Annotated in this window: 29 protein-coding genes; 13 read left to right on the top strand and 16 right to left on the bottom strand. The window is 65.0% G+C overall.

What is annotated here, in order from left to right:
• Positions 1–7: 7 nt before the first annotated feature.
• The 7 genes from J2X38_RS02810 to J2X38_RS02780 all read right to left on the bottom strand — a co-directional run bounded on the left by J2X38_RS02810 (position 8) and on the right by J2X38_RS02780 (position 5,897).
• Positions 8–310: a DUF3325 domain-containing protein gene (locus tag J2X38_RS02810; protein WP_058538899.1), complete on the bottom strand. Its 303-nt coding sequence runs from the start codon at positions 308–310 to the stop codon at positions 8–10.
• Positions 307–1,872, bottom strand: coding sequence for a PepSY-associated TM helix domain-containing protein (locus tag J2X38_RS02805; RefSeq protein WP_310251091.1), 1,566 nt, complete (start codon positions 1,870–1,872; stop codon positions 307–309). Before J2X38_RS02805 ends, J2X38_RS02810 begins: the two co-directional genes overlap by 4 nt.
• On the bottom strand, positions 1,869–2,177 hold the full coding sequence (locus J2X38_RS02800) for a hypothetical protein (protein ID WP_310251088.1): 309 nt from the start codon (positions 2,175–2,177) through the stop codon (positions 1,869–1,871). The genes J2X38_RS02805 and J2X38_RS02800 overlap by 4 nt, the downstream gene beginning before the upstream one ends.
• Before the next feature lie 3 nt (positions 2,178–2,180).
• Positions 2,181–4,202, bottom strand: a complete 2,022-nt coding sequence (locus J2X38_RS02795) for a TonB-dependent siderophore receptor (RefSeq protein WP_310251085.1) — start codon at positions 4,200–4,202, stop codon at positions 2,181–2,183.
• 346 nt (positions 4,203–4,548) lie between these two features.
• Positions 4,549–5,151 carry a hypothetical protein gene (locus tag J2X38_RS02790; RefSeq protein WP_310251083.1) on the bottom strand — a complete coding sequence of 201 codons (603 nt, stop codon included), beginning with the start codon at positions 5,149–5,151 and terminating at the stop codon, positions 4,549–4,551.
• Positions 5,148–5,282 carry a hypothetical protein gene (locus tag J2X38_RS02785; protein ID WP_310251081.1) on the bottom strand — a complete coding sequence of 45 codons (135 nt, stop codon included), beginning with the start codon at positions 5,280–5,282 and terminating at the stop codon, positions 5,148–5,150. The genes J2X38_RS02790 and J2X38_RS02785 overlap by 4 nt, the downstream gene beginning before the upstream one ends.
• 216 nt (positions 5,283–5,498) lie before the next feature.
• Positions 5,499–5,897 carry a hypothetical protein gene (locus tag J2X38_RS02780; RefSeq protein WP_310251079.1) on the bottom strand — a complete coding sequence of 133 codons (399 nt, stop codon included), beginning with the start codon at positions 5,895–5,897 and terminating at the stop codon, positions 5,499–5,501.
• A gap of 334 nt (positions 5,898–6,231) precedes the next feature.
• Here J2X38_RS02780 and napE point away from each other — a divergent pair, with 334 nt between their 5' ends.
• The 6 genes from napE to J2X38_RS02750 are packed head-to-tail and all read left to right on the top strand — an operon-like array spanning position 6,232 to position 10,800.
• Complete coding sequence (gene napE / locus J2X38_RS02775; protein WP_082639611.1) at positions 6,232–6,390, top strand: periplasmic nitrate reductase, NapE protein; 159 nt, start codon at positions 6,232–6,234, stop codon at positions 6,388–6,390.
• Positions 6,387–6,893, top strand: coding sequence for a ferredoxin-type protein NapF (gene napF, locus J2X38_RS02770; RefSeq protein ID WP_310251076.1), 507 nt, complete (start codon positions 6,387–6,389; stop codon positions 6,891–6,893). Before napE ends, napF begins: the two co-directional genes overlap by 4 nt.
• Positions 6,886–7,179, top strand: coding sequence for a chaperone NapD (locus J2X38_RS02765; RefSeq protein WP_310251073.1), 294 nt, complete (start codon positions 6,886–6,888; stop codon positions 7,177–7,179). The genes napF and J2X38_RS02765 overlap by 8 nt, the downstream gene beginning before the upstream one ends.
• On the top strand, positions 7,176–9,668 hold the full coding sequence (gene napA / locus J2X38_RS02760) for a periplasmic nitrate reductase subunit alpha (RefSeq protein WP_310251071.1): 2,493 nt from the start codon (positions 7,176–7,178) through the stop codon (positions 9,666–9,668). Before J2X38_RS02765 ends, napA begins: the two co-directional genes overlap by 4 nt.
• A complete protein-coding gene (locus tag J2X38_RS02755) occupies positions 9,665–10,180 on the top strand; it encodes a nitrate reductase cytochrome c-type subunit (RefSeq protein ID WP_310251068.1) in 516 nt (171 codons plus the stop codon). The genes napA and J2X38_RS02755 overlap by 4 nt, the downstream gene beginning before the upstream one ends.
• On the top strand, positions 10,177–10,800 hold the full coding sequence (locus J2X38_RS02750; protein ID WP_310251065.1) for a NapC/NirT family cytochrome c: 624 nt from the start codon (positions 10,177–10,179) through the stop codon (positions 10,798–10,800). Before J2X38_RS02755 ends, J2X38_RS02750 begins: the two co-directional genes overlap by 4 nt.
• A 12-nt stretch (positions 10,801–10,812) precedes the next feature.
• Here the strand turns inward: J2X38_RS02750 and J2X38_RS02745 are convergent, their stop codons facing one another.
• Both J2X38_RS02745 and J2X38_RS02740 read right to left on the bottom strand, forming a co-directional pair.
• Complete coding sequence (locus tag J2X38_RS02745) at positions 10,813–10,968, bottom strand: hypothetical protein (protein WP_310251062.1); 156 nt, start codon at positions 10,966–10,968, stop codon at positions 10,813–10,815.
• A gap of 120 nt (positions 10,969–11,088) precedes the next feature.
• A complete protein-coding gene (locus J2X38_RS02740; protein ID WP_058538889.1) occupies positions 11,089–11,424 on the bottom strand; it encodes a hypothetical protein in 336 nt (111 codons plus the stop codon).
• Positions 11,425–11,507: 83 nt separating this feature from the next.
• On the opposite strand from J2X38_RS02740, the gene J2X38_RS02735 reads away from it, so the two are divergent.
• Together J2X38_RS02735 and J2X38_RS02730 are read left to right on the top strand one after the other, a co-directional pair.
• The gene (locus J2X38_RS02735) at positions 11,508–12,434 is read left to right on the top strand and encodes a LysR family transcriptional regulator (protein ID WP_310251058.1); all 927 of its coding nucleotides are present in this window, start codon (positions 11,508–11,510) and stop codon (positions 12,432–12,434) included.
• Positions 12,435–12,558: 124 nt separating this feature from the next.
• Positions 12,559–13,326: a sulfite exporter TauE/SafE family protein gene (locus tag J2X38_RS02730; protein ID WP_058538887.1), complete on the top strand. Its 768-nt coding sequence runs from the start codon at positions 12,559–12,561 to the stop codon at positions 13,324–13,326.
• A gap of 35 nt (positions 13,327–13,361) precedes the next feature.
• Here J2X38_RS02730 and J2X38_RS02725 read toward each other — a convergent pair whose 3' ends face one another.
• Positions 13,362–13,913 carry a hypothetical protein gene (locus J2X38_RS02725; protein WP_058538886.1) on the bottom strand — a complete coding sequence of 184 codons (552 nt, stop codon included), beginning with the start codon at positions 13,911–13,913 and terminating at the stop codon, positions 13,362–13,364.
• A 190-nt stretch (positions 13,914–14,103) separates the two neighbouring features.
• Between J2X38_RS02725 and J2X38_RS02720 the strand changes: the two genes are divergently transcribed.
• Positions 14,104–15,240, top strand: coding sequence for a beta-ketoacyl-ACP synthase III (locus J2X38_RS02720; protein WP_310251051.1), 1,137 nt, complete (start codon positions 14,104–14,106; stop codon positions 15,238–15,240).
• Here the strand turns inward: J2X38_RS02720 and J2X38_RS02715 are convergent.
• The 5 genes from J2X38_RS02715 to hisB form a co-directional block, all read right to left on the bottom strand.
• On the bottom strand, positions 15,237–16,325 hold the full coding sequence (locus J2X38_RS02715; protein WP_310251048.1) for an ionic transporter y4hA: 1,089 nt from the start codon (positions 16,323–16,325) through the stop codon (positions 15,237–15,239). The two genes, J2X38_RS02720 and J2X38_RS02715, sit on opposite strands and share 4 nt — an antisense overlap.
• A gap of 48 nt (positions 16,326–16,373) precedes the next feature.
• Positions 16,374–17,138 (bottom strand): imidazole glycerol phosphate synthase subunit HisF, encoded by a 765-nt coding sequence (gene hisF / locus J2X38_RS02710; RefSeq protein ID WP_058538883.1) that lies wholly within the window; start codon positions 17,136–17,138, stop codon positions 16,374–16,376.
• 76 nt (positions 17,139–17,214) lie between these two features.
• On the bottom strand, positions 17,215–17,970 hold the full coding sequence (gene hisA / locus J2X38_RS02705; protein WP_310251044.1) for a 1-(5-phosphoribosyl)-5-[(5-phosphoribosylamino)methylideneamino]imidazole-4-carboxamide isomerase: 756 nt from the start codon (positions 17,968–17,970) through the stop codon (positions 17,215–17,217).
• A complete protein-coding gene (gene hisH, locus J2X38_RS02700) occupies positions 17,958–18,566 on the bottom strand; it encodes an imidazole glycerol phosphate synthase subunit HisH (protein ID WP_310251040.1) in 609 nt (202 codons plus the stop codon). The genes hisA and hisH overlap by 13 nt, the downstream gene beginning before the upstream one ends.
• A gap of 9 nt (positions 18,567–18,575) precedes the next feature.
• Positions 18,576–19,163: an imidazoleglycerol-phosphate dehydratase HisB gene (gene hisB / locus J2X38_RS02695; protein WP_310251036.1), complete on the bottom strand. Its 588-nt coding sequence runs from the start codon at positions 19,161–19,163 to the stop codon at positions 18,576–18,578.
• 86 nt (positions 19,164–19,249) lie between these two features.
• Between hisB and J2X38_RS02690 the strand changes: the two genes are divergently transcribed.
• From J2X38_RS02690 to J2X38_RS02675, 4 genes are read left to right on the top strand one after another with little or no spacing between them, the layout of a single operon-like run.
• Positions 19,250–19,732, top strand: coding sequence for an SspB family protein (locus tag J2X38_RS02690; RefSeq protein ID WP_037516578.1), 483 nt, complete (start codon positions 19,250–19,252; stop codon positions 19,730–19,732).
• 1 nt (position 19,733) lies between these two features.
• Positions 19,734–20,048: a hypothetical protein gene (locus J2X38_RS02685; RefSeq protein WP_310251026.1), complete on the top strand. Its 315-nt coding sequence runs from the start codon at positions 19,734–19,736 to the stop codon at positions 20,046–20,048.
• Positions 20,045–21,439: a class II fumarate hydratase gene (fumC, locus tag J2X38_RS02680; RefSeq protein WP_310251023.1), complete on the top strand. Its 1,395-nt coding sequence runs from the start codon at positions 20,045–20,047 to the stop codon at positions 21,437–21,439. The genes J2X38_RS02685 and fumC overlap by 4 nt, the downstream gene beginning before the upstream one ends.
• Before the next feature lie 39 nt (positions 21,440–21,478).
• Positions 21,479–21,847: a hypothetical protein gene (locus tag J2X38_RS02675; protein ID WP_310251021.1), complete on the top strand. Its 369-nt coding sequence runs from the start codon at positions 21,479–21,481 to the stop codon at positions 21,845–21,847.
• A 105-nt stretch (positions 21,848–21,952) separates the two neighbouring features.
• Here J2X38_RS02675 and J2X38_RS02670 read toward each other — a convergent pair whose 3' ends face one another.
• Positions 21,953–22,516, bottom strand: coding sequence for a DUF2585 domain-containing protein (locus J2X38_RS02670; RefSeq protein WP_310251017.1), 564 nt, complete (start codon positions 22,514–22,516; stop codon positions 21,953–21,955).
• Positions 22,517–22,522: the final 6 nt, after the last annotated feature.

Genomic DNA, 22,522 nt, shown 5'->3' with positions numbered 1-22,522 from the left:
ATGGCGACTACCTCTCGCTTTTTGTCGAAGCGGCATCCGCACGCCACACACAGATGCAGAGCCAGGCGACCACGCTCCATGCACCGATGCTAAGATGCCCGAACCAGGCGACGGCGCCGTAGCCAGCGCCGAACGCAAACCCGTCAAGCACGAAGACCAGCAGCAACAGCGCATAACCGCTGACACGCGCGCGGCGGGTTGCGGCGGGCGCCAGCTTGCGCCCCGCCATATTCGCCTGATGCCGCGGCATGGAGATGGCGAGAAGCGCAAAGCCGCAAAGCGCGAGGATGATGGCAAGGAAATGGATCATGCTGCCGCTACCGTGTCAGACGCTTGCGCTGCCCGGCGCGGGGCACGCACGGATCGCGGACGCGCCGCCTTGCGCGCGGCCCAGCCAAAACCCGCTGCGAGCAGCAGCATGACGGCGTCGAAGGCGACGAACAGCCAGTCGCCCGCCGCAAGGCTCGCGAACAGGTTGCGCGGCGTCGTCAGCGCGTTGACGAACGGAACCGCCGCGAACAACAGCGCCGCGAGGGCAAGCGCTTCGATCCAAGCACGTCGCGCCGGGCGAACCAGCGCCCAGATCAGCACCGCCCCCCAGATGAGGAACAGGCCGTGGACTTCCCAGTCGGCGCGCGCCTCCATGCGCAGCGGCAGAAGGCGATTGGCGAGGAAATAGGTCGCGAGCCCCGACCCCAGCCCCGCGATCGCCGCGACGTTCAGCCGCTCGACCAGGCGAAAGCCGAAATGCGGCCGTTCAGGATCGGGAAGCCGCGCGCGGCGCTTGACGGTCCACAGCACCAGGCCGCTGCCGACCATGATCGTGCCGCCGACCCCCGACAGGAAATAAAGCCAGCGCAGACCCCATTCGGCGAACCGTCCGGCGTGGAGTCCGATCATCACGCTTTCGGTTTCGAGCGCCGCGCCTTTGGACACGCTCGCGTCGAGCCGCCGGCCGGTGGTGCCGTCGAGCGTCAGCTGCGGCCCGCGCGAACCGATCGCATCCTCGGGCGCGCGGGTCAGCGAGACCGTCGCCGTCGCATCGCCGGGGTTCGACACGCTCAGAAAGCCGACCCCCGCGCCATGCCATTCGGCCGACGCCGTGCGCATCATCGCCCCGACGGGCGCAAGCGGCACGGGCTTCCCGCTGCGTCCGACCTCTTCGGACTGCGCGAAGACGGTGTCGAAAAAGCTGTCGGGGCTCGCATAATTGGCGGCGATTCCCCACGGCATATAGAGCGTTGCGAGTGTGACCAGCCCGGTGAAGGTGATCATCAGGTGAAAGGGCAAAGCCAGCACCGCGGTCACATTATGCGCGTCGAGCCAGCTGCGCTGACCCTTGCCAAAGCGGAGCATGAAGAAATCGGCGAAGATCTTCTTGTGCGTTATCACCCCCGACAGGATCGCGACGAGCATGAACATCGCCGCGATGCCGACCAGATAGCGCGCCCAGATCACCGGCAGATAATGGAGGTCGAAGTGGAAGCGGTAGAGGAAGGTCCCGCCGCGCGTCTCGCGCGCCTCGATTTTCTGGCCCTGCCCGTCGAGCGTCGCGCTCGTGTCGCGGCGGCTGCCGCGCGGGCGGTCGCCATCGGGCTGCCAGAACACCTGCGTCGTCGCGCTCCGGCTGTTCGGCGGCGTGATGAACCAGCGTTTGGCGTCGGGCGCCGTCGTCTGGAGGAAACGCACCGCCCCCTCGGCCGCGACAACCGGATCGGGGCGCCCCATAACCTCGGGCTGCATCCAGCGGGTGATCTCGTCCTGAAAATAGGCCGCGGTGCCGGTCGCGAACATGGCGAAGAGCAGCCAGCCCAGCAGCAGCCCCGTCCAGGTGTGGAGCCAGGCCATCGATTGGCGGAGCCCCTCCTTCATAGCCGTCCCCCCGTCGCGATCGAGAGCCAGAGCCCGCCGCCGAGGAGAAGCCCTGCCCCGATCATCCCCAGCCAGAGCCGCGCGACCGAGCGCACCGCGAAGGCGGTCAGCGCGAGCACAGCGAACAGCGCGAAGGAAAAGAGCGTCGCCGCGACACTTGCTTCCTCGGGCCGCATCGGAAGCAGTCGCGCGAGGCACGCAATGGCGAGCGAGGTCAGCACATAATTGGCGGGGATCGCCGCGAGCGCGCGCCCTGCCACATTCCAGCGGCTGGCGCCCTTGGCCCGAGATGCCTTGGTCGCCATCGCTCAGAACCGTCGCGCGAGGCTGATCATGAAAGTGCGCGGCTCGCCGGGGGTCGTACGGGTCAGCGAAGCGGTCGGGAAATAGCGCTCGTTGAAGATGTTGCGGATATTCGCCTGCACCGACCAGTCGTCGAAGCGATAGAAGAGCGCCGCATCGACCAGCATGTAACCATCGAGATAGAAGGGCGTCGAGGTTGCCGAAGCGGTGCTCGCCGGCCGGTTGCTTTCATGGTGCAGCCCCAGCCCCGCGCCGAGATTGGCGAGCGGCCCCTGCTGGATCGTGTAGCGGCCCCACAGGTTGACGATGTGGCGCGGCACGCTCGACAGGCGCGCGCCGACGAGCAGCCGGGAGTCGGCGGTGACCTTCGCATCGAGATAGCTATACGCGGCGGTCAGCTCGACCCCGGGCAGCGGGCGCCAGCCGCCCTCCAGCTCGATCCCGCGCGTCCGCTGTTCGCCGGTCAGCACATAGGTGTTCGGCGGCGCGGTGGGCGAGAGGTCGGCGGTCGCGACGTTGGTGCGGGTCAGTTCGAACAGCGTCGCCATCGCGCGCAGCGATCCGTCGGGGCGCGCCACCTTGATCCCGGTCTCGTAATTGACGCCGCGTTCGGGCGGCAACGTCGATCCGTCGGACGCGCGGTAGCTGCCCTGCGGATTGAACGATTTGGCATAGTTCGCATAGAGCGACACCGCGTCGCCCAGCATCAGCGTCGCGCCGGCGCGCGGGCTGAAGGCGGTGTCGACCACCTTGGGGTTCGCGGCACCATTGTTGGTGATCGCGCTCGACGCCCGGTCCCAGCGCCCGCCGAGCGTGACCGTCAGCCGCTCGCCGACCTTGATATGATCCTGAAGATAGAATCCGCGCTGCTTGGTGACGCTGGCATAGGTCGTGCCGGGCACCGCGGGATTGGGCGCGCTGACCGTGCCGTAAACCGGATTATAAAGGTCGAGCCAATAGGGGCCCGGATCGAAGAGATTGGTCTGGTCGCTGTCGCGATGCCCATAATCGAGCCCCGCCAGCACATAATGGCTGAGCGGCCCGGTCGCGAAACGCAGGCTGAGGTTGGTGTCGACGCGGAAATATTCGCCATTCTCCTCGAACGGTCCGTAATAGAAACGGCCGACCGAGCGGAAATCGGGCGAGATGCTGCTGACGAACAGCCAATTGTCCCAGCTGTTATGGAAATCCTGATAGCGCAGCGACTGATGGACCGCGATCGCATCGCTGAACTTGTGATCGGCGACATAGCCGACGCTCCAGTAATCATTGTCCTGCACCGCCGGATATTTTCCGTCATTGATCGAACGCTTGATCGAAACCGGCCCGTTCGGATTGGGTAGCGCGGTGCCATAAGCGGTCGTCGGCGACCAGGGGTTGATCTTGTCGTCGACGTAACGGCCGAGCAGGGTGATGCTGGTGTCGGGGCCCGGCTTCCACGTCAGCGAGGGGGCGAGGAAAATCCGCCGTTGCCCCGAATAGTCGACAAAGAAATCCTGGTCGCGATAGACTGCGGTCAACCGCGCGAGCAGGCTGCCGTCGGCGACGAGCGGCGCGTTGCCGTCGACCTGCATTTCGAACAGCTCATAGGATCCGCCGGCGATCGACATGTCGAGGAACGCCTCGTCGCGCGGCCGCTTGCTGACGAGGTTGACGATGCCCGACAAGGGACCCTGCCCGAACAGCCCCGACGCCGGCCCCTTGACCACCTCGACGCGTTCGAGCGCTGCCATTTCCGATGTCCCATAGCCGGTGTCGTCGAGCAGCCCGTCGAGATAGGTCGCGCCCGTCGAGGCGTTGAAGCCACGAATATTGAAGCCGTCGAAAAAGCCGTAGGTGTTGTTGCGCGACACCCCGGCGACGTTGAACAACGCATCGCCCAGCCGGCGCACGCCCTGATCCTCCAGCAGCTGCTCGGGCAGGATCGAGATCGCCTGCGATGTTTCGAGCACCGGGATGTCGGCCTTCGACGCGATCGCGCTGTCGTGGGCGCGGTTTCCGGTGACGACGATATCGGCGCGGCGCATCGACGCACCTTGCGCGTCCGCCTCCTGCGCGCTGGCGGAAACCGCCGGGAAACACAAAGCTATAGCGACTGGAAGGCCGATACCGGAACGCGCCATCTTTACCCCTTTTCGATGATTCGCGCCGCACCTAACGATATTGAGAATTGATCGCAACTATATTGATAATGAATCGCGTTTGCAAAATTGACTGCAATCGTCAAAGCGCCGCGCGCGCACGCACACAAGCCGACCGCCTATTTTAGCTGGCTGCACATAAGTTCGGGTAGTTCCGCTACCGCCGGACCGACGCGAAATAGGCGCAGGACATTGGCCCGCATAAAATAGGGGCGGTAAAACTCGTCTTTGCCTATCGTACCGCCGCGGCGATTTTGCAGCTGATCCGCGCGGCCTTCGCTTTCATCACAAGCTGCCGGCCGGTGTCGCGTTCGATCGCGACAAAGGGCCGCCACGACGACATCCCCGGCGCCACGGCGACCACACGGACGCCTCCGCCTGCGCCGCGCAAGAGGACCGCGGGCGGGCGCCGCTCCACCGCCACCTCTTCGGGCAAGTTCGTGCTGCGGCACCGTGCCCATGTTGCAGTCGCCCCGCCCGCCCCGCGCAACGCCCGCAATATGGCAAGGCGTTCGGCAAACGCATCGGCGACGCAGGCGCGCCCGTCGGGCTGGAACGCGCAGAGCGCGCGGCGGCGCACCCAGTCCGCCTGTGGCTCGATCCAGCCGGGATCGAGCCCCGCGAACGACAGCCCCGCCAAAAGGCCGTCCACTTCCGCATTTGCCGCGCCGAGGTCGCGGTCGTCGCAGATCATCGTGTCGATCGCATAAACGGGGCGCGCGCAATCGATCACCGGCTGATCGGGCGGTGGCGGCACGGGCGCGGGCGCTGCCTGCACGGGCTGCATCGCCAGCAAGGCCAGCACGACGCCGGCGACGCGCGATGCACGGGTCATTTTGCCGCCTGGCTCGCCAGCACGGTCAGCTTGCCGCCGTTCGCGGGCAGCACCGACGCCTGTGTCACCAGCATCGTCGTCCCCGGCACGATCGCGCCCAGCACAGCCTTGCGAAAGGCTTCGGCGCCCATACCCATTCGCCCGGTTTCAGCCGCTCGGCCTGCCGCGCCAGTTCGACGGGCGAGCTCGACCGGGCGCCCTGCGCAAATGCGCTCGCAGGAAGAAGCAGCGACAAAGTCACAAAACCAAAGGGAATGAGATGCAATGCCAATAATTTCGCTTTCAAACGCGAAGCAGCGCGATCGGGCACCGCAGCGCATAGGGCGCCGCGAGCGCGCGAAAGACGATCACCTCACACCGATGGTCAGCGTGTAATTGGCGGTCTCGTTCCGGCGCGCGGCATTGCGCATGAGGTAGACGCGCACCTTGTAATCGCCGCTCGACGGGATCTGGACGCTGGCGCGATTGCCGTCGATCGAGCCGGTGAAGAGCGCGGCGTCGGCACCCGGCGCGATGATGTTGAAATAGGCCGAGGCATTGCTCGTCGTCAGCGAGACGGTCATCGTCTGGCCGGCCCGCACGCCCAGCGCATAGTCGACCGTCTGATACCCCTTGATCGACGCCTTGATCGTCTTGGAGGAGGCTCCCTTGGCGAACTGCACGCGTTCGGTGCGGATCGGGGCCTGTGCCAGCGAAGGGACAGCGAACGCCGTCAGGACGGCGGCAGCAACCAGCGGCTTTATCATCGGCTTTGCTCCCTCGACCGAGCCCGGCACGAACTCGGGTCATTGCGGACCTATCCCGCACAATCGGCAAGGGTTTAGACTTGCGAGCGGCTTCCATAAACTATCATCGAAATGATCTTTACGAAAGCGACGGCGCCGAGGCCTGCCCTTTCAGTCCGAAAACCTCCGTAACGCGCTCGATCCGTTCCAGATCATAACAAGTGTCGATCGAGATCGTGCTGACGGCACGCGGGGACCAAAAAACGCCCCCGCTTACCTGCACCGGCATGGTCAAACGCGTAATCGTCTGTTAAATCCATAGAACAGCTGGCGCAATTGAACGGGGGAACCGTCGATGAAGCAAGGTGCTGATACGGGGACGAGAAAAAGGGAACTGCGTCTCTTCCTCTTTATGACCGTGGTACTGTTTCCGGTACTCGCGGTGATTACGGTGGCTGCCTATGGCTTCATGGTCTGGATGTGGCAGCTGCTGAACGGTCCGCCGGGGGTATGACGGGGACGGCGACATTCTCGCCCGAACGCCGCGCCTTTCTGCGCGGGAAACCTTCTCGGCCATCGCCGCTGCGGCCGCCCTGGGCCGTCACCGAAGCGCTTTTTCTCGATCTCTGCACAAGCTGCGACGATTGCATTGCCGCCTGCCCCGAACAGGTGCTGGACCGCGGCGACGGCGGATACCCGCTTTTCGACCCCCAGCGCGGCGAATGCCTGTTTTGCGAGAAATGCGTCGAAGCGTGCGACACGGGCGCCCTCGACGGCGCGCTTGCCGGGCCGTGGACGATCAATGCGGATATCGCGCCGAGCTGCCTCGCGAAGAGCGGCGTCACCTGTTTCAGCTGCCGCGACGCCTGCGGCGAGGCCGCGATCGGTTTTCGCCCGGTGCTGGGCGGCGCGCACGTCGAACTCGACGCCGCGCGCTGCACCGGTTGCGGCGCGTGCGTCGGCGTGTGCCCCGTTTCGGCCATCACTTTGTCAGCGCCGGAGGCGGCCGATGGATGACGAGGTCCATATCGCGAGCTTCATCGTCCACCACTGCTCCGATGCGCTCGCCGCAATCGAACATCTCGTCGCGGAAACTCCCGGCGCCGAGATCGCCGCGCGCGACGCGGGCCGCTGCATCCTGCTCCACGAATGCGGCGGCACCCGCGAACTGCTCGCCTGCATGGATGCCGTCCAGGCGACCCCCGGCGTCGTCGGCGTCAGCCTTGTCTATCATCATGCCGAACCGCGCAGCGCGCTCGGCGACATCGTCCAACCCAGCGCCGAACAGGGGAGCCGTTTATGACGACGCGCCGTGATTTCATCCGGGCCAGCGCGGTGGGGGCCGCGGCATCGGCCGCCGGCATCGCGGTTCCCGCCAGCTTTGCCGAAACGGCGGCGACCGCCGCGCCGACCGGCGTCAAATGGTCGAAGGCGCCGTGCCGTTTCTGCGGCACCGGGTGCGGGGTGCAGGTCGCGGTACAGGCGGGGCGCGTCGTCGCGACGCACGGCGACGCCGATGCCGAGGTCAATCGCGGGCTTAACTGTGTGAAGGGCTATTTCCTTTCCAAGATCATGTACGGCAACGACCGGCTGACGACGCCGTTGCTGCGCAAGAAGGACGGGCAGTTCGCCAAGGACGGCGACTTCGAGCCCGTGAGCTGGGACGAGGCGTTCGACGTGATGGCGGCGCAGTTCAAGCGCGTGCTGAAGGCGAAGGGCGGCACCGGGATCGGCATGGCGGGATCGGGCCAGTGGACGATCTGGGAAGGCTATGCCGCGAACAAGCTGATGAAGGCGGGGTTCCGGTCGAACCATATCGATCCCAATGCGCGCCACTGCATGGCCTCGGCGGTCACCGGCTTCATGCGGACGTTCGGCATGGACGAGCCGATGGGCTGCTATGATGATTTCGAAGCCGCCGATGCCTTTGTGCTCTGGGGCTCGAACATGGCGGAGATGCACCCGATCCTGTGGACGCGCGTCACCGACCGGCGGCTGTCGCACGATCATGTGAAGGTCGCGGTGCTTTCGACCTTCGAACATCGCAGCTTCGATCTTGCCGACATCCCGATCATCTTCAAGCCGCAGACCGACCTCGCAATCCTCAATTACATCGCGAACCACATCATCCAGACCGGCCGCGTCAACGAGGATTTCGTGGCCAAGCATGTGAGCTTCAAGCGCGGCAACGACGACATCGGCTATGGCCTCCGCCCCGACAATCCGCTCGAATTGAAGGCCAAGAATGCGAAGGACCCGACGGGGAGCACCCCGATCGACTTCGATGCGTTCAAGGCGTTCGTCGAACCCTATACGCTCGATTATGCCGCCGAACTCAGCGGGGTCGAGAAGGGCTGGCTCAAGCACCTCGCCGAACTTTACGCCGACCCCAAGGTCAAGGTGATGTCGCTGTGGACGATGGGCTTCAACCAGCACACGCGCGGCACCTGGGCCAATAATATGGTCTATAATATCCACCTTTTGACCGGAAAGATCGCGACCCCGGGCAACAGCCCCTTCTCGCTCACCGGCCAGCCGTCGGCGTGCGGCACCGCGCGCGAGGTCGGCACCTTCTCGCACCGCCTGCCCGCCGACCTGGTCGTCACCGACCCCGAGCACCGCAAGCATGCCGAGGAAATCTGGAAACTCCCCGACGGGCTGATCGTCGACAAGGTCGGCTATCATATCGTCGAACAGAACCGGATGCTGAAGGACGGCAAGCTCAACGCCTATTGGGTGATGGCGAACAACAATATGCAAGCGGCGGCGAACCTCGAGAATGAGGGCTATCCGGGCTATCGCAACCCCGACAATTTCATCGTCGTCTCCGACCCCTATCCGACGGTCACCGCGCAGGCGGCCGACCTGATCCTGCCGACCGCGATGTGGGTCGAAAAGGAAGGCGCATACGGCAATGCCGAGCGGCGCACGCAGTTCTGGCATCAGCTGGTGAAGGCACCGGGCGAGGCGCGGTCGGACCTGTGGCAGCTCATGGAATTTTCCAAACGCTTCACCACCGACGAATGCTGGCCTGCCGACCTGCTCGCCGCCAACCCGGGGTATAAGGGCAAGACTTTGTTCGAGGTGCTCTATCGCAACGGCAAGGTCGACCGCTTCGCACCGGGCGAGGTCGAGGCGGGTTATGCCAATGACGAGGCCGCGGCCTTCGGCTTCTACCCCCAAAAGGGATTGTTCGAGGAATATGCCGAGTTCGGGCGCGGCCACGGCCACGATCTCGCGCCGTTCGACGATTACCACAAGGCACGCGGACTGCGCTGGCCGGTGGTGAACGGCAAGGAGACGCGCTGGCGCTACAAGGAAGGTAGCGATCCCTATGTGAAGCCGGGAACCGACTGGCAATTCTATGGCAACAAGGATGGGCGCGCGGTGATCTGGGCGCTGCCCTACGAACCGCCCGCCGAGGTGCCCGACGCCAACTATGATCTGTGGCTCGCGACCGGGCGCGTGCTCGAACATTGGCATTCGGGGTCGATGACGATGCGCGTCCCCGAACTCTACAAGGCCTTCCCCTCGGCGGTCGTGTTCATGAACCCCGACGACGCCAAGGCGCGCGGGCTGAAACGCGGCGACGAAGTGAAGGTGATCTCGCGCCGCGGCGAGATGCGCAGCCGGGTCGAGACGCGCGGGCGCAACCGGGTGCCGGTGGGGCTGGTCTTCGTCCCCTGGTTCGACGCCGCGCAGCTGATCAACAAGACGACGCTCGACGCGACCTGCCCGATCTCCAAGCAGACCGATTTCAAGAAATGCGCGGTGAAGGTGGTAATGGCATGAAGGGGCTGCTCTTGCGCGCGTTGCTGCCGCTGATCGCCGCCGCAAGCCTCGCCGCATGCGGATCGAAGCATGAGGAAACGCCGCGCAAGGCGCCCGACGCGCCGATCGTCATCACCGCGGCGGGACAGATCGACGCGATGCGCCGCGGCGTCCCGATCGACCAGGAAGCCTCGCCGCTGCCGATGGCGCGCGTCGAGAATTTCGACCGCATCCGCCCGGTCAACTACGAGATGCAGCCACCGACGATCCCGCACGCGATCGACAATTATCAGCTCACCGTGAACACCAACCGCTGCATGCTCTGCCACACGCGGTCGGCCGCGAAAAAATTCCAGGCGCCGCCGGTCAGCGACGCGCATTATCTGACGCGCGACGGCAAGGTCCTCGAGCAAATCTCGTCGCGCCGCTATTTCTGCGTTCAATGCCATGTCGTCCAGACCGACGCCGAACCTTTGGTCGGGAACCGGTACGAGGGGCTCAACACCACATTGGCGAAGGAGGAGAAGCCATGATCGGGGGGCGGCTTCGCACGATTTGGCTGCGCGTCTGGGGCTGGATCAAACCCTTCTGGACGACGGTGTGGCGGCCGAGCCTCCACTTCAGCATGGGGTTCCTGACGCTCGGCGGCTTCATTGCCGGCATCATATTCTGGGGCGGTTTCAATACCGCGATGGAGGCGACCAATACCGAGCAATTCTGCACCAGCTGCCACGAAATGAACGACAATGTGTTCGCCGAGCTGAAGACGACGATCCACTACAACAACCGCTCGGGCGTGCGCGCGGTCTGTTCGGACTGCCATGTCCCGCATAACTGGACCGACAAGATGGGCCGCAAGATGCAGGCGTCGAAGGAGGTGTGGGGCAAGATTTTCGGATCGATCGAATCGCGCGAGAAGTTCCTCGACAAAAGGCTCGAGCTCGCCAAGCATGAATGGGCGCGGCTGAAGGCGAATGACTCGCTCGAATGCCGCAACTGCCATCAATATGATTCGATGGACCTCACCCGCCAGTCACCGCGCGCCGGACAGATCCATCAGCTCTATCTCGGTACGGGCCAGAAAACCTGCATCGATTGCCATAAGGGCATCGCGCATCACCTGCCGAATATGAAGGGCATTCCGCAAGGCTGACGCCCGCGCGAGCTAGTGGTCCACTTCGCGCTTTGCGGCGTTCGCGCGCCGCAGGCGATTCTCACGCATCGCCAGTTCTTCGTACCGGCATAGCGGTATCGCAGCCTTGGCGGCCGAACGATCGGCGGGCGTTTCGCGGCGGGGTTTCTTGCCGGACATGACGGACATCACCCTAAACCATGCGCCGCGCACAAACAAATGGGGCGGCCTCGTATCGAGTGCCGCCCCAGTTATGTGGATCCGTCGGGGAGAGGGAGAGGACGGTCCGGAGATTGGTGTCAGTCTGTCTTAGCGCGACGCCATCTGGCTGTCGGTTTCGACTTCGGCGACGCCGGCGATCTTCAGCGCGGCTCGGAACTGCTTGGCGGCGGCGCGTTCGTTGCCCGCTTCGCACAGCTTCTTGCCGGTCGAAACAAAGCGCTTGGCGCTCGACTGCTTGGCACCTTCGACGCCGCCGGCGGCGACATGGGCCTGTTCGGCCAGACCGGCGCAGCGATAATCGCTACCCGACTGGGCGTAAGCGGGGCTTGCGGTCGCCATCAGGCCGGTGAAGGCCAGCGCCGAAGCGGCGACGATTGCGAAAGCGGCGGGAAAGCGGCGATAAGAGGAGAGCTGATAGGCCATGGGAGAGGTTCCTTTCGTTTCTTTGTGCAACCTTTTTAGTCGCGGTTGCGCAGATAGATAATCCTCTATAATCTGCAAGTGCTTTGAAGCAGGATTTAACAATCCCCCAAGGGGCGCTCGACGGGATCGAAGCCTTCCTGCGTGTTGCGGAAAGGCGCAGCTTTTCCGCCGCCGCTGCCGACCTCGGTGTCTCGCCCTCGGCGATCAGCCAGACCGTGAAAGCACTCGAAGCGCGCGTCGGCGCGCCCTTGTTCATGCGCACGACGCGCAGCGTGGGCCTCACGCAAGCGGGCGAAATGTTCCTCGAACGCGCCGCTCCCGCTTATTCGGGGCTCGCCGATGCCTATGAAGCGGCGCGCAATCTTGGCAACCGGCCCGCGGGGCGCCTCCGCATCAACCTCATGCGCGGTGCGGTGCAGCCCCTGTTCGAACCGATCATCGCGGGCTTTTGCGAAACCTATCCCGAGATCGAGCTCGAAATCTATGCCGACGACGCGCTCGCCGACCTCAGCGCGGGCGGGTTCGACGCCGGGGTACGGATGGGCGAAGCGCTCGACGCCGACATGATCGCGGTCCGCCTGACCGGCTCCTTTCGCTTCGTCGTTGCCGCGGCGCCCGCTTATCTCGACAAACATGGCCGCCCGCAGACGCCGGAGGATTTGCGCGACCACCGCTGCGTCCGCTTCCGCCTTGCAAGCGGCGGGCTGATGCCGTGGACCTTTGAACGCGGTAACCGCGATTTCGACGTCGCGGTCACCGGCCCGATTATCGTCAACGACTGGATCGCCGCATTGGTCGCGATGCGCGCCGGGGTCGCGATGGGCATGATGGCCGAACCGATGGCGACGGCGATGGTCGAATCGGGCGAGCTCGAACTGGTGCTCACCGACCATGCCGCATCGACATCGGGCCTCTTCCTCTATTATCCCGGCCGCAAGCAGGTGATGCCCAAGCTGCGCGCTTTCATCGACTATGTGCGCGACAACCTGCCCGATGACCTGACCGGCTGACCCGGTTTACCGCGGTTCGATCGGGCGCGGAAACAAATCCCTTTGTCGCCAGCAGAAAATTTGGGCTGGCGCGCGAGCGGAAATCCCGGCAGCAGGTTGTCAATCAAAAGGGTTGGGATGAAATATGATTGATCTTGCGGCCATCGACTTTACCGCGCTCCTGCCGTTCATCCTCATCGGTTTCGCGGCGCAGCTCGTCGACGGCGCGCTGGGCATGGCGTTCGGCGTCATCTGCAACACATTGCTCGTCGCGGTTCTCGGCGTTCCGCCCGCAACGGCGTCGGCGCGCATCCATGTCGTCGAAATCTTCACGACCGGCGCGTCGGGACTCAGCCACTTATTCCATCGCAACATCGACTGGCCGCTGTTCTTCCGGCTTCTGATCCCGGGCGTGATCGGCGGCGTCCTGGGCGCCTATGTCCTTTCGTCGCTGCACGCCGACGTCGTAAAGCCCTTCGTGCTGGGATATCTGGTGCTGATCGGCATCTGGCTGCTCATTCGCGGCCTGCTCTATCCGCCCAAGATCGCGAAGCCCAAAGTCGTCGCGCCCCTGGCGGTCGTCGGCGGCTTCCTCGACGCGGCGGGCGGCGGCGGCTGGGGTCCGGTCGTGACCTCGAACCTGCTCGTCCAGGGCGGCGAACCGCGCAAGGTCGTCGGCACCGTCAACAGCGTCGAATTCTTCCTCGCCGTCGCGGTCTCGATCGCTTTCATCGCGAACCTCGGGATCAACGAGATATTGGGCCCGACGCTCGGCCTGATCATCGGCGGCGTGGCGGCCGCCCCGCTTGGCGCGATGATGGCGAAGCGCTTCTCGCCGAAGGTGATGCTTGTGATGGTCGGCGTCGTGCTGACCGCGACCAGCGCCTTTGGCCTCTATCGCGCGGTGATCTGATCTTTCCGGCTGCCGCCGGAAACCAGGGTCAGGACCTAGTTCGCCGGCCGGGTCTCGTCGATCTTGTCGACCCATTCGGGATAGAAGCTCGGCTCGCGCGCCGACCAGCCGGGTGCGGTCGCGGCGGCTTCGCTGATCGACTGGAGCAGCAGCTTGCGCTTGTCGGGGTGCAGGTGCGGCAGCGACGCCGCGGCGCAAAAGGCGCCGGGCAACCACGGCCGCGCATGCGCGCCGAGCAGCCGTTCGTAGAGGAAGCGATAGGGGGCAAAGGCATGCAGCCGGTCCTGCCCGAGGTCGAACGCCGACACCGCGATCAGCGGCGCCATGAAATGTTCGAGCGCGTCGAGCCCGCTGTCGTCGGGGATATGCCCGCGGACTTCGTGCAGACGCTGATAGACGCGCGCCTGCACGCGGATCGCGGTTTCCTCGACCATGTCGCGCGACCAGCGGGCGATCGCGTCGTCGCGTTCGAGCCCGATGTCGAGCGAGCGGCGGATGTAGCGCTGCGTCGCCGCTGGAAAACCCGCAAATTCCTTGATTTCCGCAATCGACAGGTCGCCTGCTGCCGGTCCCGAACGCGTCGCCATGGTCATGCTCCCGCACGGCGCCCGGGGAGCCATCCCCCCGGAGGCCTGCATCAAACAGTCTGCCACTAAAATGGTTAGTGGCGGGTTAACCATGACGTTAGCGATCGTTCAGGCAATTTGGGGGCGTTGCGCGATGCCGCGGCGAGGCCTAATCAGCGTGTCTTGAAACGATAAGACATACGAGAGCCACATGTCGCATACACCGCAGCCGGTCATTTCCTCCACCGGCCTTTTCACCCCCGCCGAACGCATCTCCAACGAAGAACTTGTCGCAAGTTTTAACCAGTATGTTGCGTTGCACAATAGAGAAAATGCAGCCGCCATCGCGGCGGGTGAGATTGCCGAACTTACTGAATCGAGCGTCGAATTTATCGAGAAGGCGAGCGGCATCGGATCGCGTTTCGTCGTCGACAAGGCGGGCATTCTCGACCCCGAACATATGGCGCCGCGGATCGCCGAACGGAGCAACGACGAGCTGTCGATCCTCGCCGAAATCGGCGTCCTTGCCGCGAAGGACGCGCTTGCGCGCGCGGGGCGCGATGCTTCGCAAGTCGATGCGGTGCTGTGCGCCGCGTCGAACATGCAGCGCCCTTATCCCGCGATGGCGGTCGAAATTCAGGACGCGCTCGGCATCGACGGCTTCGGGTTCGACATGAATGTCGCCTGCTCGTCGGCAACCTTCGGCATCCAGACCGCCGCCGATTATATTCGCGCGGGCCACGCGAAAAGCGTGCTCGTCGTGAACCCCGAAATCTGTTCGGGGCATTTGAACTGGCGCGACCGCGACAGCCATTTCATCTTCGGCGACGTCGCGACCGCGATCCTCGTCGAGGACAAGACCATCGCGCCCGCGGGGCATTGGGACATCCTCGGCACCAAGCTCAAGACCCAGTTCAGCAACAATATCCGCAACAATTTTGGCTTCCTCAACCGCGGCCATGGCGGGATCGACCAGTCGGGACCAAAGAGCGACAAGCTCTTCGTCCAGGAAGGCCGCAAGGTGTTCAAGGAAGTCGTGCCGTGGGTCGCCAATCTGATCGTCGAGCAGATGGAGGCGCTGAACCTCCACGGCAGCGATATGCGCCGCCTGTGGCTGCACCAGGCGAACACCAACATGAACCGCCTGATCGCGCAGCGCGTGCTGGGGCATGAGGCGAGCGACGACGAGAGCCCGACGGTGCTCGACACCTATGGCAATACGTCAAGCGCGGGCTCGATCATCGCCTTTCACCTGCATCATGAGGATATGACGGCGGGCGACACCGGGCTGATCTGTTCGTTCGGCGCGGGCTATTCGGCGGGAACGGTGTTCGTTCGAAAGACCTAGGGCACAAAGGTCGTGAACAGGTAGATCGCGAACAGCATCAGGTGGATCACCCCCTGCAGCACCGTGGTACGGCCGTTCGCAAGCGTCTGCACCGACACGATCAGCGACAGGAACAAGAGCACGGTCGACTTGGCGTCGAGCCCGAGGCTGATCGGCAAGTCGGTCATGATCGACAGGATCGCGACCGCCGGGATGGTGAGGCCGATCGTCGCGAGCGCCGAGCCGAGCGCGAGATTGAGGCTGGTCTGGAGACGGTCGGCCTTCGCCGCGCGCACCGCTGCCAAACCTTCGGGCGCAAGGATCAGCGCCGCGATCAGCACGCCGAGCACCGCGGGCGGCGCGCCCCAGTCGGCGAGCAGCGCCCCCATGATCGGCGACAGATTTTTCGCGAGCAGCACGACCGCGACGAGACTCGCGAGCAGCAGCGCGCCCGAAATCGCGGTGCGCTGAATGCTCGGCGGTGCGGCGTGCGCGTCGGGCTCACCGTCGCCGTCGGCATCGCCGTCGGGAAGGAAATAGTCGCGGTGGCGAACCGTCTGCACCAGCGCAAAGGTGCCATAGAGAATCAGCGAAACGACCGCGACGAAGCCAAGCTGCGTCGCCGAATAAAAGGGGCCCGGCACACTCGAGGTGAAATTCGGGAGCACCAAGGTCACGACCGTGAGCACCGTGAGCGTAGCAAGCGCGGCGCCGATGCCGGTCCGCTGGAAACGCTGCTCGTGATGGCGGATCGCCCCGCTGAGCAGGCAGAGGCCCATCAAGAGATTGAGGATCACCATCACCGCCGCGAACACCGTATCGCGCGCGAGCGACTGCGCCTTTTCGGGTTCGGCCTGCATCAGCGTCAGGATCAGCCCGACCTCGATCACCGTCACCGCGAGCGCTAGGATCAGCGTGCCGAACGGTTCGCCGACGCGGTGCGCGATCACCTCGGCATGATGAACCGCCGCGATGACCGCGCCCGCGAGAATGAACGCGACCAGCCACGCATTGAGCGGCATCGCGAGGCTCGCCATCGCGGCAACGAAACCCAGAATCGGGAAGATGTCGTTGGTGCGGTCGGCGAGGCGCAGTTTCGAGGTCATGCCGCTTCTATTGCAGCCCCCTCCCCGCATGACTACCCCGCGCGCGGATTAATGTGCGCGAACGGGCAATCCGGCGGCGGCGAGCCGCGCGTGCGCTTCGGCGACGGTCGCTTCGCCGAAGTGGAAGATGCTCGCGGCGAGCACCGCGCTGGCGCCGCCCTCGATCACGCCCGCGACGAGATGGTCGAGATTGCCGACGCCGCCCGATGCGATCACCGGCACGCTGACCGCATCGGCGATCGCGCGCGTGAGCGTGAGGTCGTAACCATCCTTGGTGCCGTCGCGGTCCATGCTGGTGACGAGCAATTCGCCCGCGCCGAGTTCGGCAAGCCGGACGGCATGTTCCAGCGCGTCGATCCCGGTCGGCTTGCGCCCGCCGTGGGTGAATATTTCCCAACGCCCCTCTTCAACCCGCCGCGCGTCGATGCTGCCGACCGCGCACTGGCTGCCGAAGCGGTCGGCGATGTCGGCGACGAGTTCGGGCCGCGCAACCGCGGCGCTGTTCACCGCGACCTTGTCGGCACCCGCGAGCAGCAAGGCGCGCGCATCGTCGGCGCTGCGCACCCCGCCGCCGACGGTGAGCGGCATGAAGCAGACTTCGGCGGTGCGGCTGACCATGTCGAGCAAGGTGCCGCGCCCCTGATGGCTGGCGCTGATATCGAGGAAACAGAGCTCGTCGGCGCCCGCGGCGTCATAGGCGCGCGCGGCCTCGACCGGGTCGCCCGCATCGCGCAGGTCAACGAAATTGACCCCCTTCACGACGCGCCCGTCGGCGACGTCGAGGCAGGGGATGACGCGGACGCGGACGGTCACTTGCTCCCCTCCCATTTATGGGAGGGGTTGGGGGAGGGCTTGTTTCGGGAGGGAAGCATTGTCGACATGCCCTCCCCTAGCCCCTCCCGCCAGCGGGAGGGGAATTTCCCGCCGCAATCGCTTCGGCCAAGTCGAGCCGCCCGTCGTAGAGCGCGCGTCCGGTGATGACGCCTTCGATTCCGCTTGCGACATGCGGACGCAACGCGTGGATATCGCCGATATCGGCAACGCCGCCCGACGCGATCACCGGAATGGCGATCGCCTGCGCAAGCGCGACCGTCGCTTCGACATTGCAGCCCTTGAGCAGCCCATCGCGGCCGACGTCGGTGAACAGCAGCGCCGCGACGCCCGCGTCCTCGAAGCGACGCGCCAGATCCTCGACGCGCACGTCCGAGACATCGGCCCAGCCCTCGGTCGCGACCATGCCGTCGCGGGCGTCGACGCCGACGACGATCCGACCAGGCAAATCGCGCGCCGCCGATTTGACGAACTCGGGATCCTTCAATGCCGCGGTGCCGATGATAACGCGCTCGACGCCGAGCGACAGCCAGCGGTCGACCCCGGCGCGGTCGCGGATTCCGCCGCCGACCTGCACCTTGCCCGGGAATGCCGCGATGATGCTCTCGACCGCAGCGCCATTGACGCTTTCACCTGCGAAGGCGCCGTCGAGGTCGACGACATGGAGGTGCGATGCGCCCGCGCCTGCAAACAGCCGCGCCTGCGCCGCGGGATCGTCGCCATAGACGGTAGCGCGCGCCATATCGCCCTCGGCGAGCCGCACGACCTGTCCGCGCTTAAGATCGATCGCGGGGAAGATGGTCAGGGCCGCCAATTGAGAAACCTTTCGAGCGTCGCGAGGCCATAGGCCTGGCTCTTTTCGGGATGATATTGAACGCCGACGATATTGTCCTTCGCCACCGCGGCGACGAAGGATCCGCCATGGCTGCTGGTCGCGGCGACATCGACCGCGTCGGCGAAATGATAGCCGTGAAGATAATAGGCCTCGCCCGCGGCGATCACCGGATGCGCGAAGCCGGGCACGACGTCGTTCCAGCCCATGTGCGGGATGCGCAGGCCCGGCGCCGGATCGAACGCACGCACGGTGCCGCCGATCCATCCGAGCCCCGCGTGGCGACCATGCTCTTCGCCCGCGTCGGCGAGCAATTGCATGCCGACGCAGATGCCGAGGAAGGGCGCACCCTCGCCGCGCACGCGCTGTTCCATCGCGCCCACCAGCCCGTCGATCGCCGACAGTCCGTTCATGCACGCGGCGAACGCCCCGACGCCGGGCAGCACGATGCGGTCGGCCTTCGCGACAAGATCAGGATCGGCGGTGACGGCAACATTGTCGGCGCCCGCAGCGACGAGCGCATTATGCACCGAGCGAAGATTGCCCGCGCCATAGTCGATCAGGGCAATGCTGCTCATTTTCTGGCCCTAGAGGACACCCTTGGTCGAGGGGATCGCATCGCCCTTGCGCGGATCGATTTCGACCGCTTGCCGCAGAGCGCGCGCGAGTGCTTTGTACATGCTCTCGGCGATGTGATGGTTATTCTCGCCATAGAGCATCTCGATGTGCAGCGTGATCCCCGCCGCCTGCGCGAAGCTGTGGAACCAGTGCGGGAACATCTCGGTGTCCATCTCGCCGAGCCGCGGCTGCGAGAAGGCCGATTTATAGACGCAGTGCGGGCGCCCCGAAATGTCGAGCACGCAGCGCGTCAGCGTTTCGTCCATCGGCGCATGCGCCTCGCCGTAGCGGGCGATGCCGCGCTTGTCGCCGAGCGCCTTGGCCACCGCTTCGCCGAGCGCGAGCGCCGAATCCTCGACGGTGTGATGCTGGTCGATATGAAGGTCGCCCTGCACCTGCATCGAGATGTCGATCAGCGAATGGCGCGACAATTGCTCGACCATATGGTCGAGGAAACCGATGCCGGTGGACACCGAATATTCGCCCGTTCCGTCGAGATTGACGGCGATCGCGATATCCGTTTCCTTGGTCGTGCGCTGGACGGTGGCGGTACGCATGGCGCCCCCATAGCACCCACTTTTCACAGCGCAAGGCGACTCTCCCCTCTTGACCCCCGCGCGGCGCGCGTTCATCCCCTCGCCCCATGAGTGACGATGTACGCGACAGCCTGATTCCCTATGACGAAATCGTGCAGGACGCGCTGCGCGCCGTGGTCGGCCGCGTGCTCAGCCAGATCGTCGGTTACGACAGCCTGCCCGGCGAACATCATTTCTATATCACCTTCAAGACGCAGGCGGTCGGGGTCGATATTCCGGCGCATCTGATCGCCAAATTTCCCGACGAAATGACGATCGTGCTGCAGAACCGCTTCTGGGACCTGAAGGTTGAGGACGATCATTTCAGCGTCGGCCTGTCGTTCAATCAGACACCGTCGATCCTCACCATCCCCTACGCCGCGATCACCGCCTTCGTCGATCCTTCGGTCGATTTCGGGCTGCAGTTCCAGGTCAGCGACGACGACGAAACCCAGCCCGAGCCGCATGACGAAGCCGACAACGATCGCCCCGAGGTAACGACCGAGGACGGTTCGAATGTCGTGACGGTGGATTTCGGCAAGAAGCGCTAAGATGGCGGGCCCCAACTGGCCCCCCAGCCGTTTTTGGCAATATTGGGCTCTCGCGGGTATGGTCGTGCTCACCGCCGCTTTCTGGTGGGGGGTTGAGGGCTATGCGCTGGCCCAAAGCGATATTCCGCGCGGACAGATAGCCGACGGGCTGCTGCGCTTTAGCGTATTGATCCTGACCCCCGCGCTCGTGCTCGCGTGGCTCGCCGCGGCATGGCTGCGCCGCCGCGTCGGCGAGAGCGGATATTGGCAGATGCTGGGGCTTGTCGCGATGATCTGGGCGGGATCGGTTCTGGTAACGAGGATGCTGGTGGCATGAGCACGCGAATCGAAAGCGACAGTATCGGCGAAATCGAGGTTGCGGCCGACGCCTATTGGGGCGCGCAGACCGAACGCAGCCGGCACAATTTCGCCTTCCCGGCGCACGAGCGCATGCCGCTGCCGATCGTCCACGCGCTCGCGCGGATCAAGGGCGCGGCGGCGCGGGTCAATCGCAGCCATGGGCTAGATGCGGGCCTCGCCGACGCGATCGACGCCGCGGCCGAGGCGGTCGTCGCCGGCCGCCATGACGATCAGTTTCCGCTCGCGATCTGGCAGACGGGCAGCGGCACCCAGTCGAACATGAATGCCAATGAAGTGATCGCGGGCATCGCCAACGAAGCACTCGCCGGGACGCGCGGCGGCAAGTCGCCGGTGCATCCGAACGATCATGTCAACATGGGCCAGTCGTCGAACGACAGCTTCCCGACCGCGCTGCATGTCGCGGTCGCGGTCGAAACGACCGCGCGGCTGCTGCCGGCGCTGATCGAGCTGACCGACGCACTCGCCGCCAAGGCGGACGCGTGGGGCGATATCGTCAAGATCGGCCGCACCCATTTGCAGGACGCGACCCCGCTGACGCTGGGCCAGGAATTCTCGGGCTATGCCCAGCAGCTGATTGCGTGCCGCGCTCGGATCGAGGGCGCGCTGGCGCACGATATCTGCAAGCTCGCGCAGGGCGGCACCGCGGTCGGCACAGGGCTGAACGCGCCTGCCGGATTCGACGCTGCGATCGCCGAGGAGCTTTCGAAAAGCACCGGCATCGCCTTCGAACCCGCACCCAACAAGTTCGAGGCGCTGGCATCGAACGACGGGCTCGTCTTCTTTTCGGGCGCTTTGAACACGCTGGCGGTCGCGCTCACCAAGATCGCGAACGACATCCGCCTGCTCGGCTCGGGCCCGCGCGCGGGGTTGGGCGAACTCGACCTGCCGGCAAACGAGCCGGGCAGCTCGATCATGCCGGGCAAGGTCAACCCGACGCAGTGCGAGATGCTGACGATGGTCGCCGCGCAGGTCATCGGCAACCATCAGGCGGTGACCGTCGGGGGCCTCCAAGGCCATCTCGAACTCAACGTGTTCAAGCCGCTGATCGGATCGAATGTGCTGCGCTCGATCGAACTGCTCGCGATCGGCATGGCGGGCTTCACCGAACATTGCGTTGTCGGAATCGAGCCAAATCGCGCCCGCATCGACGAGTTGATGAACCGCTCGCTGATGCTCGTAACCGCGCTCGCGCCCGAAATCGGCTATGACAAGGCGGCGAAGATCGCAAAGCACGCGCATGAAACGGGCAGCACGCTGAAGGAAGCCGCGCTCGATCTCGGCTATGTCGATGCCGCGACATTCGATCGCGTCGTCGACCCGCGCACGATGCTGGGTTCGGAACCCTAACCCGACTCCGGGAATTGATGAGGGGAAGGAGAGATGAAGATGATCGGTCGGATCGTTGGCGGCGTTCTCGGAAGCGCCATTGGGCGCCAGAAGGGCAATCATCCCATGGCCGGAGCGGTCATCGGCGCGGGCACGCTCTTCGCGGCGCGGCGGCTGTTCCCGCAGCGTTACGCCGTACTCGCGGCGACGGTCGCGGCGGGCTATCTTACCAAGAAATGGGCCGAGCGCGCCGAAGCGCGCAAGGCGGCGGCCGAGGCGCATGCACTCGACCCCGAACTCGCAAAGGCGGGCGTGGTCGACACCTATGCCGGCACCGCCAAAATACCGACCGACGGGCAGACGATCGGCGACGCCCTGCCGCCGGCGATCCCAGTCGACTCGAATGGGCGCAGCACCGCGATCCATTAAGCGAACCAGTCGCCCCCGCGAAGGCGGGGGCCGCCGTCGGCTTGTCACTTCGCAGCAGCTCTAGACCGCTTGCGGCCCCTGCCTTCGCAGGGGCGACGCTATTTCTTAGGCGCCCGCCTGCCACTCCTTGATTGCCTCGACCGGCGAGACGAGCATGAGCACGTTGAGCGTCAGATTGTCGCGGATCGTCCACAATGTGAAAAGCTCGAAGACGATCGCTAACGCCACCGTCACCCACCAGCGCATCTTGCTGGCGGCGACGAAGCCCAGCACCATGAACAGCGTATCGCTCACCGAATTGAGCACCGAATCGCCCGAATAGCCGAACGCCATCGTCACTTCGCGATAGCGGTCGATGATGATCGGCGAGTTTTCGAGGATTTCCCAGGCGCCCTCGACGCCGATCGCGATGGCGAGCGGCACCCACAGCGGCCGGTGCGGCAGGATCCAGCGCAGCACGCCATAGAAGATGAAGCCGTGGATCACATGGCTGAAGCTGTACCAGTCCGAAATCTGCTGACTGTTCTGGTTCGACTGGACGCTGCCGTGCCACAGGCTGATCGTACCGCACGGACAGATCGGCGGGCGGCCCATGCCGAGCAATATCGCCGCGAGCAGCGCGACCAGTGCCGCCGCCACCAGCCATCCGGTTCGTGAAATTCCCGCCATGCCCCG

It is taken from the genome of Sphingopyxis sp. BE235 (genome assembly GCF_031457175.1).
Lineage (GTDB): Bacteria > Pseudomonadota > Alphaproteobacteria > Sphingomonadales > Sphingomonadaceae > Sphingopyxis.
The sequence above is the reverse complement of the archived record's forward strand: the minus strand, read 5'-3'. Positions and strand labels throughout refer to the sequence as shown.

Coding starts and splice junctions, on each gene's coding strand:
- J2X38_RS02740 (WP_058538889.1), bottom strand. CDS start 11,424: ATGGCCTATCAGCTCTCCTCTTATCGCCGCTTTCCCGCCGCTTTCGCA.
- J2X38_RS02785 (WP_310251081.1), bottom strand. CDS start 5,282: ATGGGCGCCGAAGCCTTTCGCAAGGCTGTGCTGGGCGCGATCGTGCCG.
- J2X38_RS02755 (WP_310251068.1), top strand. CDS start 9,665: ATGAAGGGGCTGCTCTTGCGCGCGTTGCTGCCGCTGATCGCCGCCGCA.
- hisB (WP_310251036.1), bottom strand. CDS start 19,163: ATGCGTACCGCCACCGTCCAGCGCACGACCAAGGAAACGGATATCGCG.
- J2X38_RS02805 (WP_310251091.1), bottom strand. CDS start 1,872: ATGAAGGAGGGGCTCCGCCAATCGATGGCCTGGCTCCACACCTGGACG.
- J2X38_RS02685 (WP_310251026.1), top strand. CDS start 19,734: ATGGCGGGCCCCAACTGGCCCCCCAGCCGTTTTTGGCAATATTGGGCT.
- J2X38_RS02790 (WP_310251083.1), bottom strand. CDS start 5,151: ATGACCCGTGCATCGCGCGTCGCCGGCGTCGTGCTGGCCTTGCTGGCG.
- J2X38_RS02720 (WP_310251051.1), top strand. CDS start 14,104: ATGTCGCATACACCGCAGCCGGTCATTTCCTCCACCGGCCTTTTCACC.
- J2X38_RS02715 (WP_310251048.1), bottom strand. CDS start 16,325: ATGACCTCGAAACTGCGCCTCGCCGACCGCACCAACGACATCTTCCCG.
- J2X38_RS02690 (WP_037516578.1), top strand. CDS start 19,250: ATGAGTGACGATGTACGCGACAGCCTGATTCCCTATGACGAAATCGTG.
- hisH (WP_310251040.1), bottom strand. CDS start 18,566: ATGAGCAGCATTGCCCTGATCGACTATGGCGCGGGCAATCTTCGCTCG.
- J2X38_RS02765 (WP_310251073.1), top strand. CDS start 6,886: ATGGATGACGAGGTCCATATCGCGAGCTTCATCGTCCACCACTGCTCC.
- J2X38_RS02675 (WP_310251021.1), top strand. CDS start 21,479: ATGATCGGTCGGATCGTTGGCGGCGTTCTCGGAAGCGCCATTGGGCGC.
- J2X38_RS02780 (WP_310251079.1), bottom strand. CDS start 5,897: ATGATAAAGCCGCTGGTTGCTGCCGCCGTCCTGACGGCGTTCGCTGTC.
- napF (WP_310251076.1), top strand. CDS start 6,387: ATGACGGGGACGGCGACATTCTCGCCCGAACGCCGCGCCTTTCTGCGC.
- J2X38_RS02745 (WP_310251062.1), bottom strand. CDS start 10,968: ATGTCCGTCATGTCCGGCAAGAAACCCCGCCGCGAAACGCCCGCCGAT.
- J2X38_RS02670 (WP_310251017.1), bottom strand. CDS start 22,516: ATGGCGGGAATTTCACGAACCGGATGGCTGGTGGCGGCGGCACTGGTC.
- J2X38_RS02730 (WP_058538887.1), top strand. CDS start 12,559: ATGATTGATCTTGCGGCCATCGACTTTACCGCGCTCCTGCCGTTCATC.
- J2X38_RS02795 (WP_310251085.1), bottom strand. CDS start 4,202: ATGCGCCGCGCCGATATCGTCGTCACCGGAAACCGCGCCCACGACAGC.
- J2X38_RS02750 (WP_310251065.1), top strand. CDS start 10,177: ATGATCGGGGGGCGGCTTCGCACGATTTGGCTGCGCGTCTGGGGCTGG.
- fumC (WP_310251023.1), top strand. CDS start 20,045: ATGAGCACGCGAATCGAAAGCGACAGTATCGGCGAAATCGAGGTTGCG.
- J2X38_RS02800 (WP_310251088.1), bottom strand. CDS start 2,177: ATGGCGACCAAGGCATCTCGGGCCAAGGGCGCCAGCCGCTGGAATGTG.
- napE (WP_082639611.1), top strand. CDS start 6,232: ATGAAGCAAGGTGCTGATACGGGGACGAGAAAAAGGGAACTGCGTCTC.
- J2X38_RS02725 (WP_058538886.1), bottom strand. CDS start 13,913: ATGGCGACGCGTTCGGGACCGGCAGCAGGCGACCTGTCGATTGCGGAA.
- napA (WP_310251071.1), top strand. CDS start 7,176: ATGACGACGCGCCGTGATTTCATCCGGGCCAGCGCGGTGGGGGCCGCG.
- J2X38_RS02810 (WP_058538899.1), bottom strand. CDS start 310: ATGATCCATTTCCTTGCCATCATCCTCGCGCTTTGCGGCTTTGCGCTT.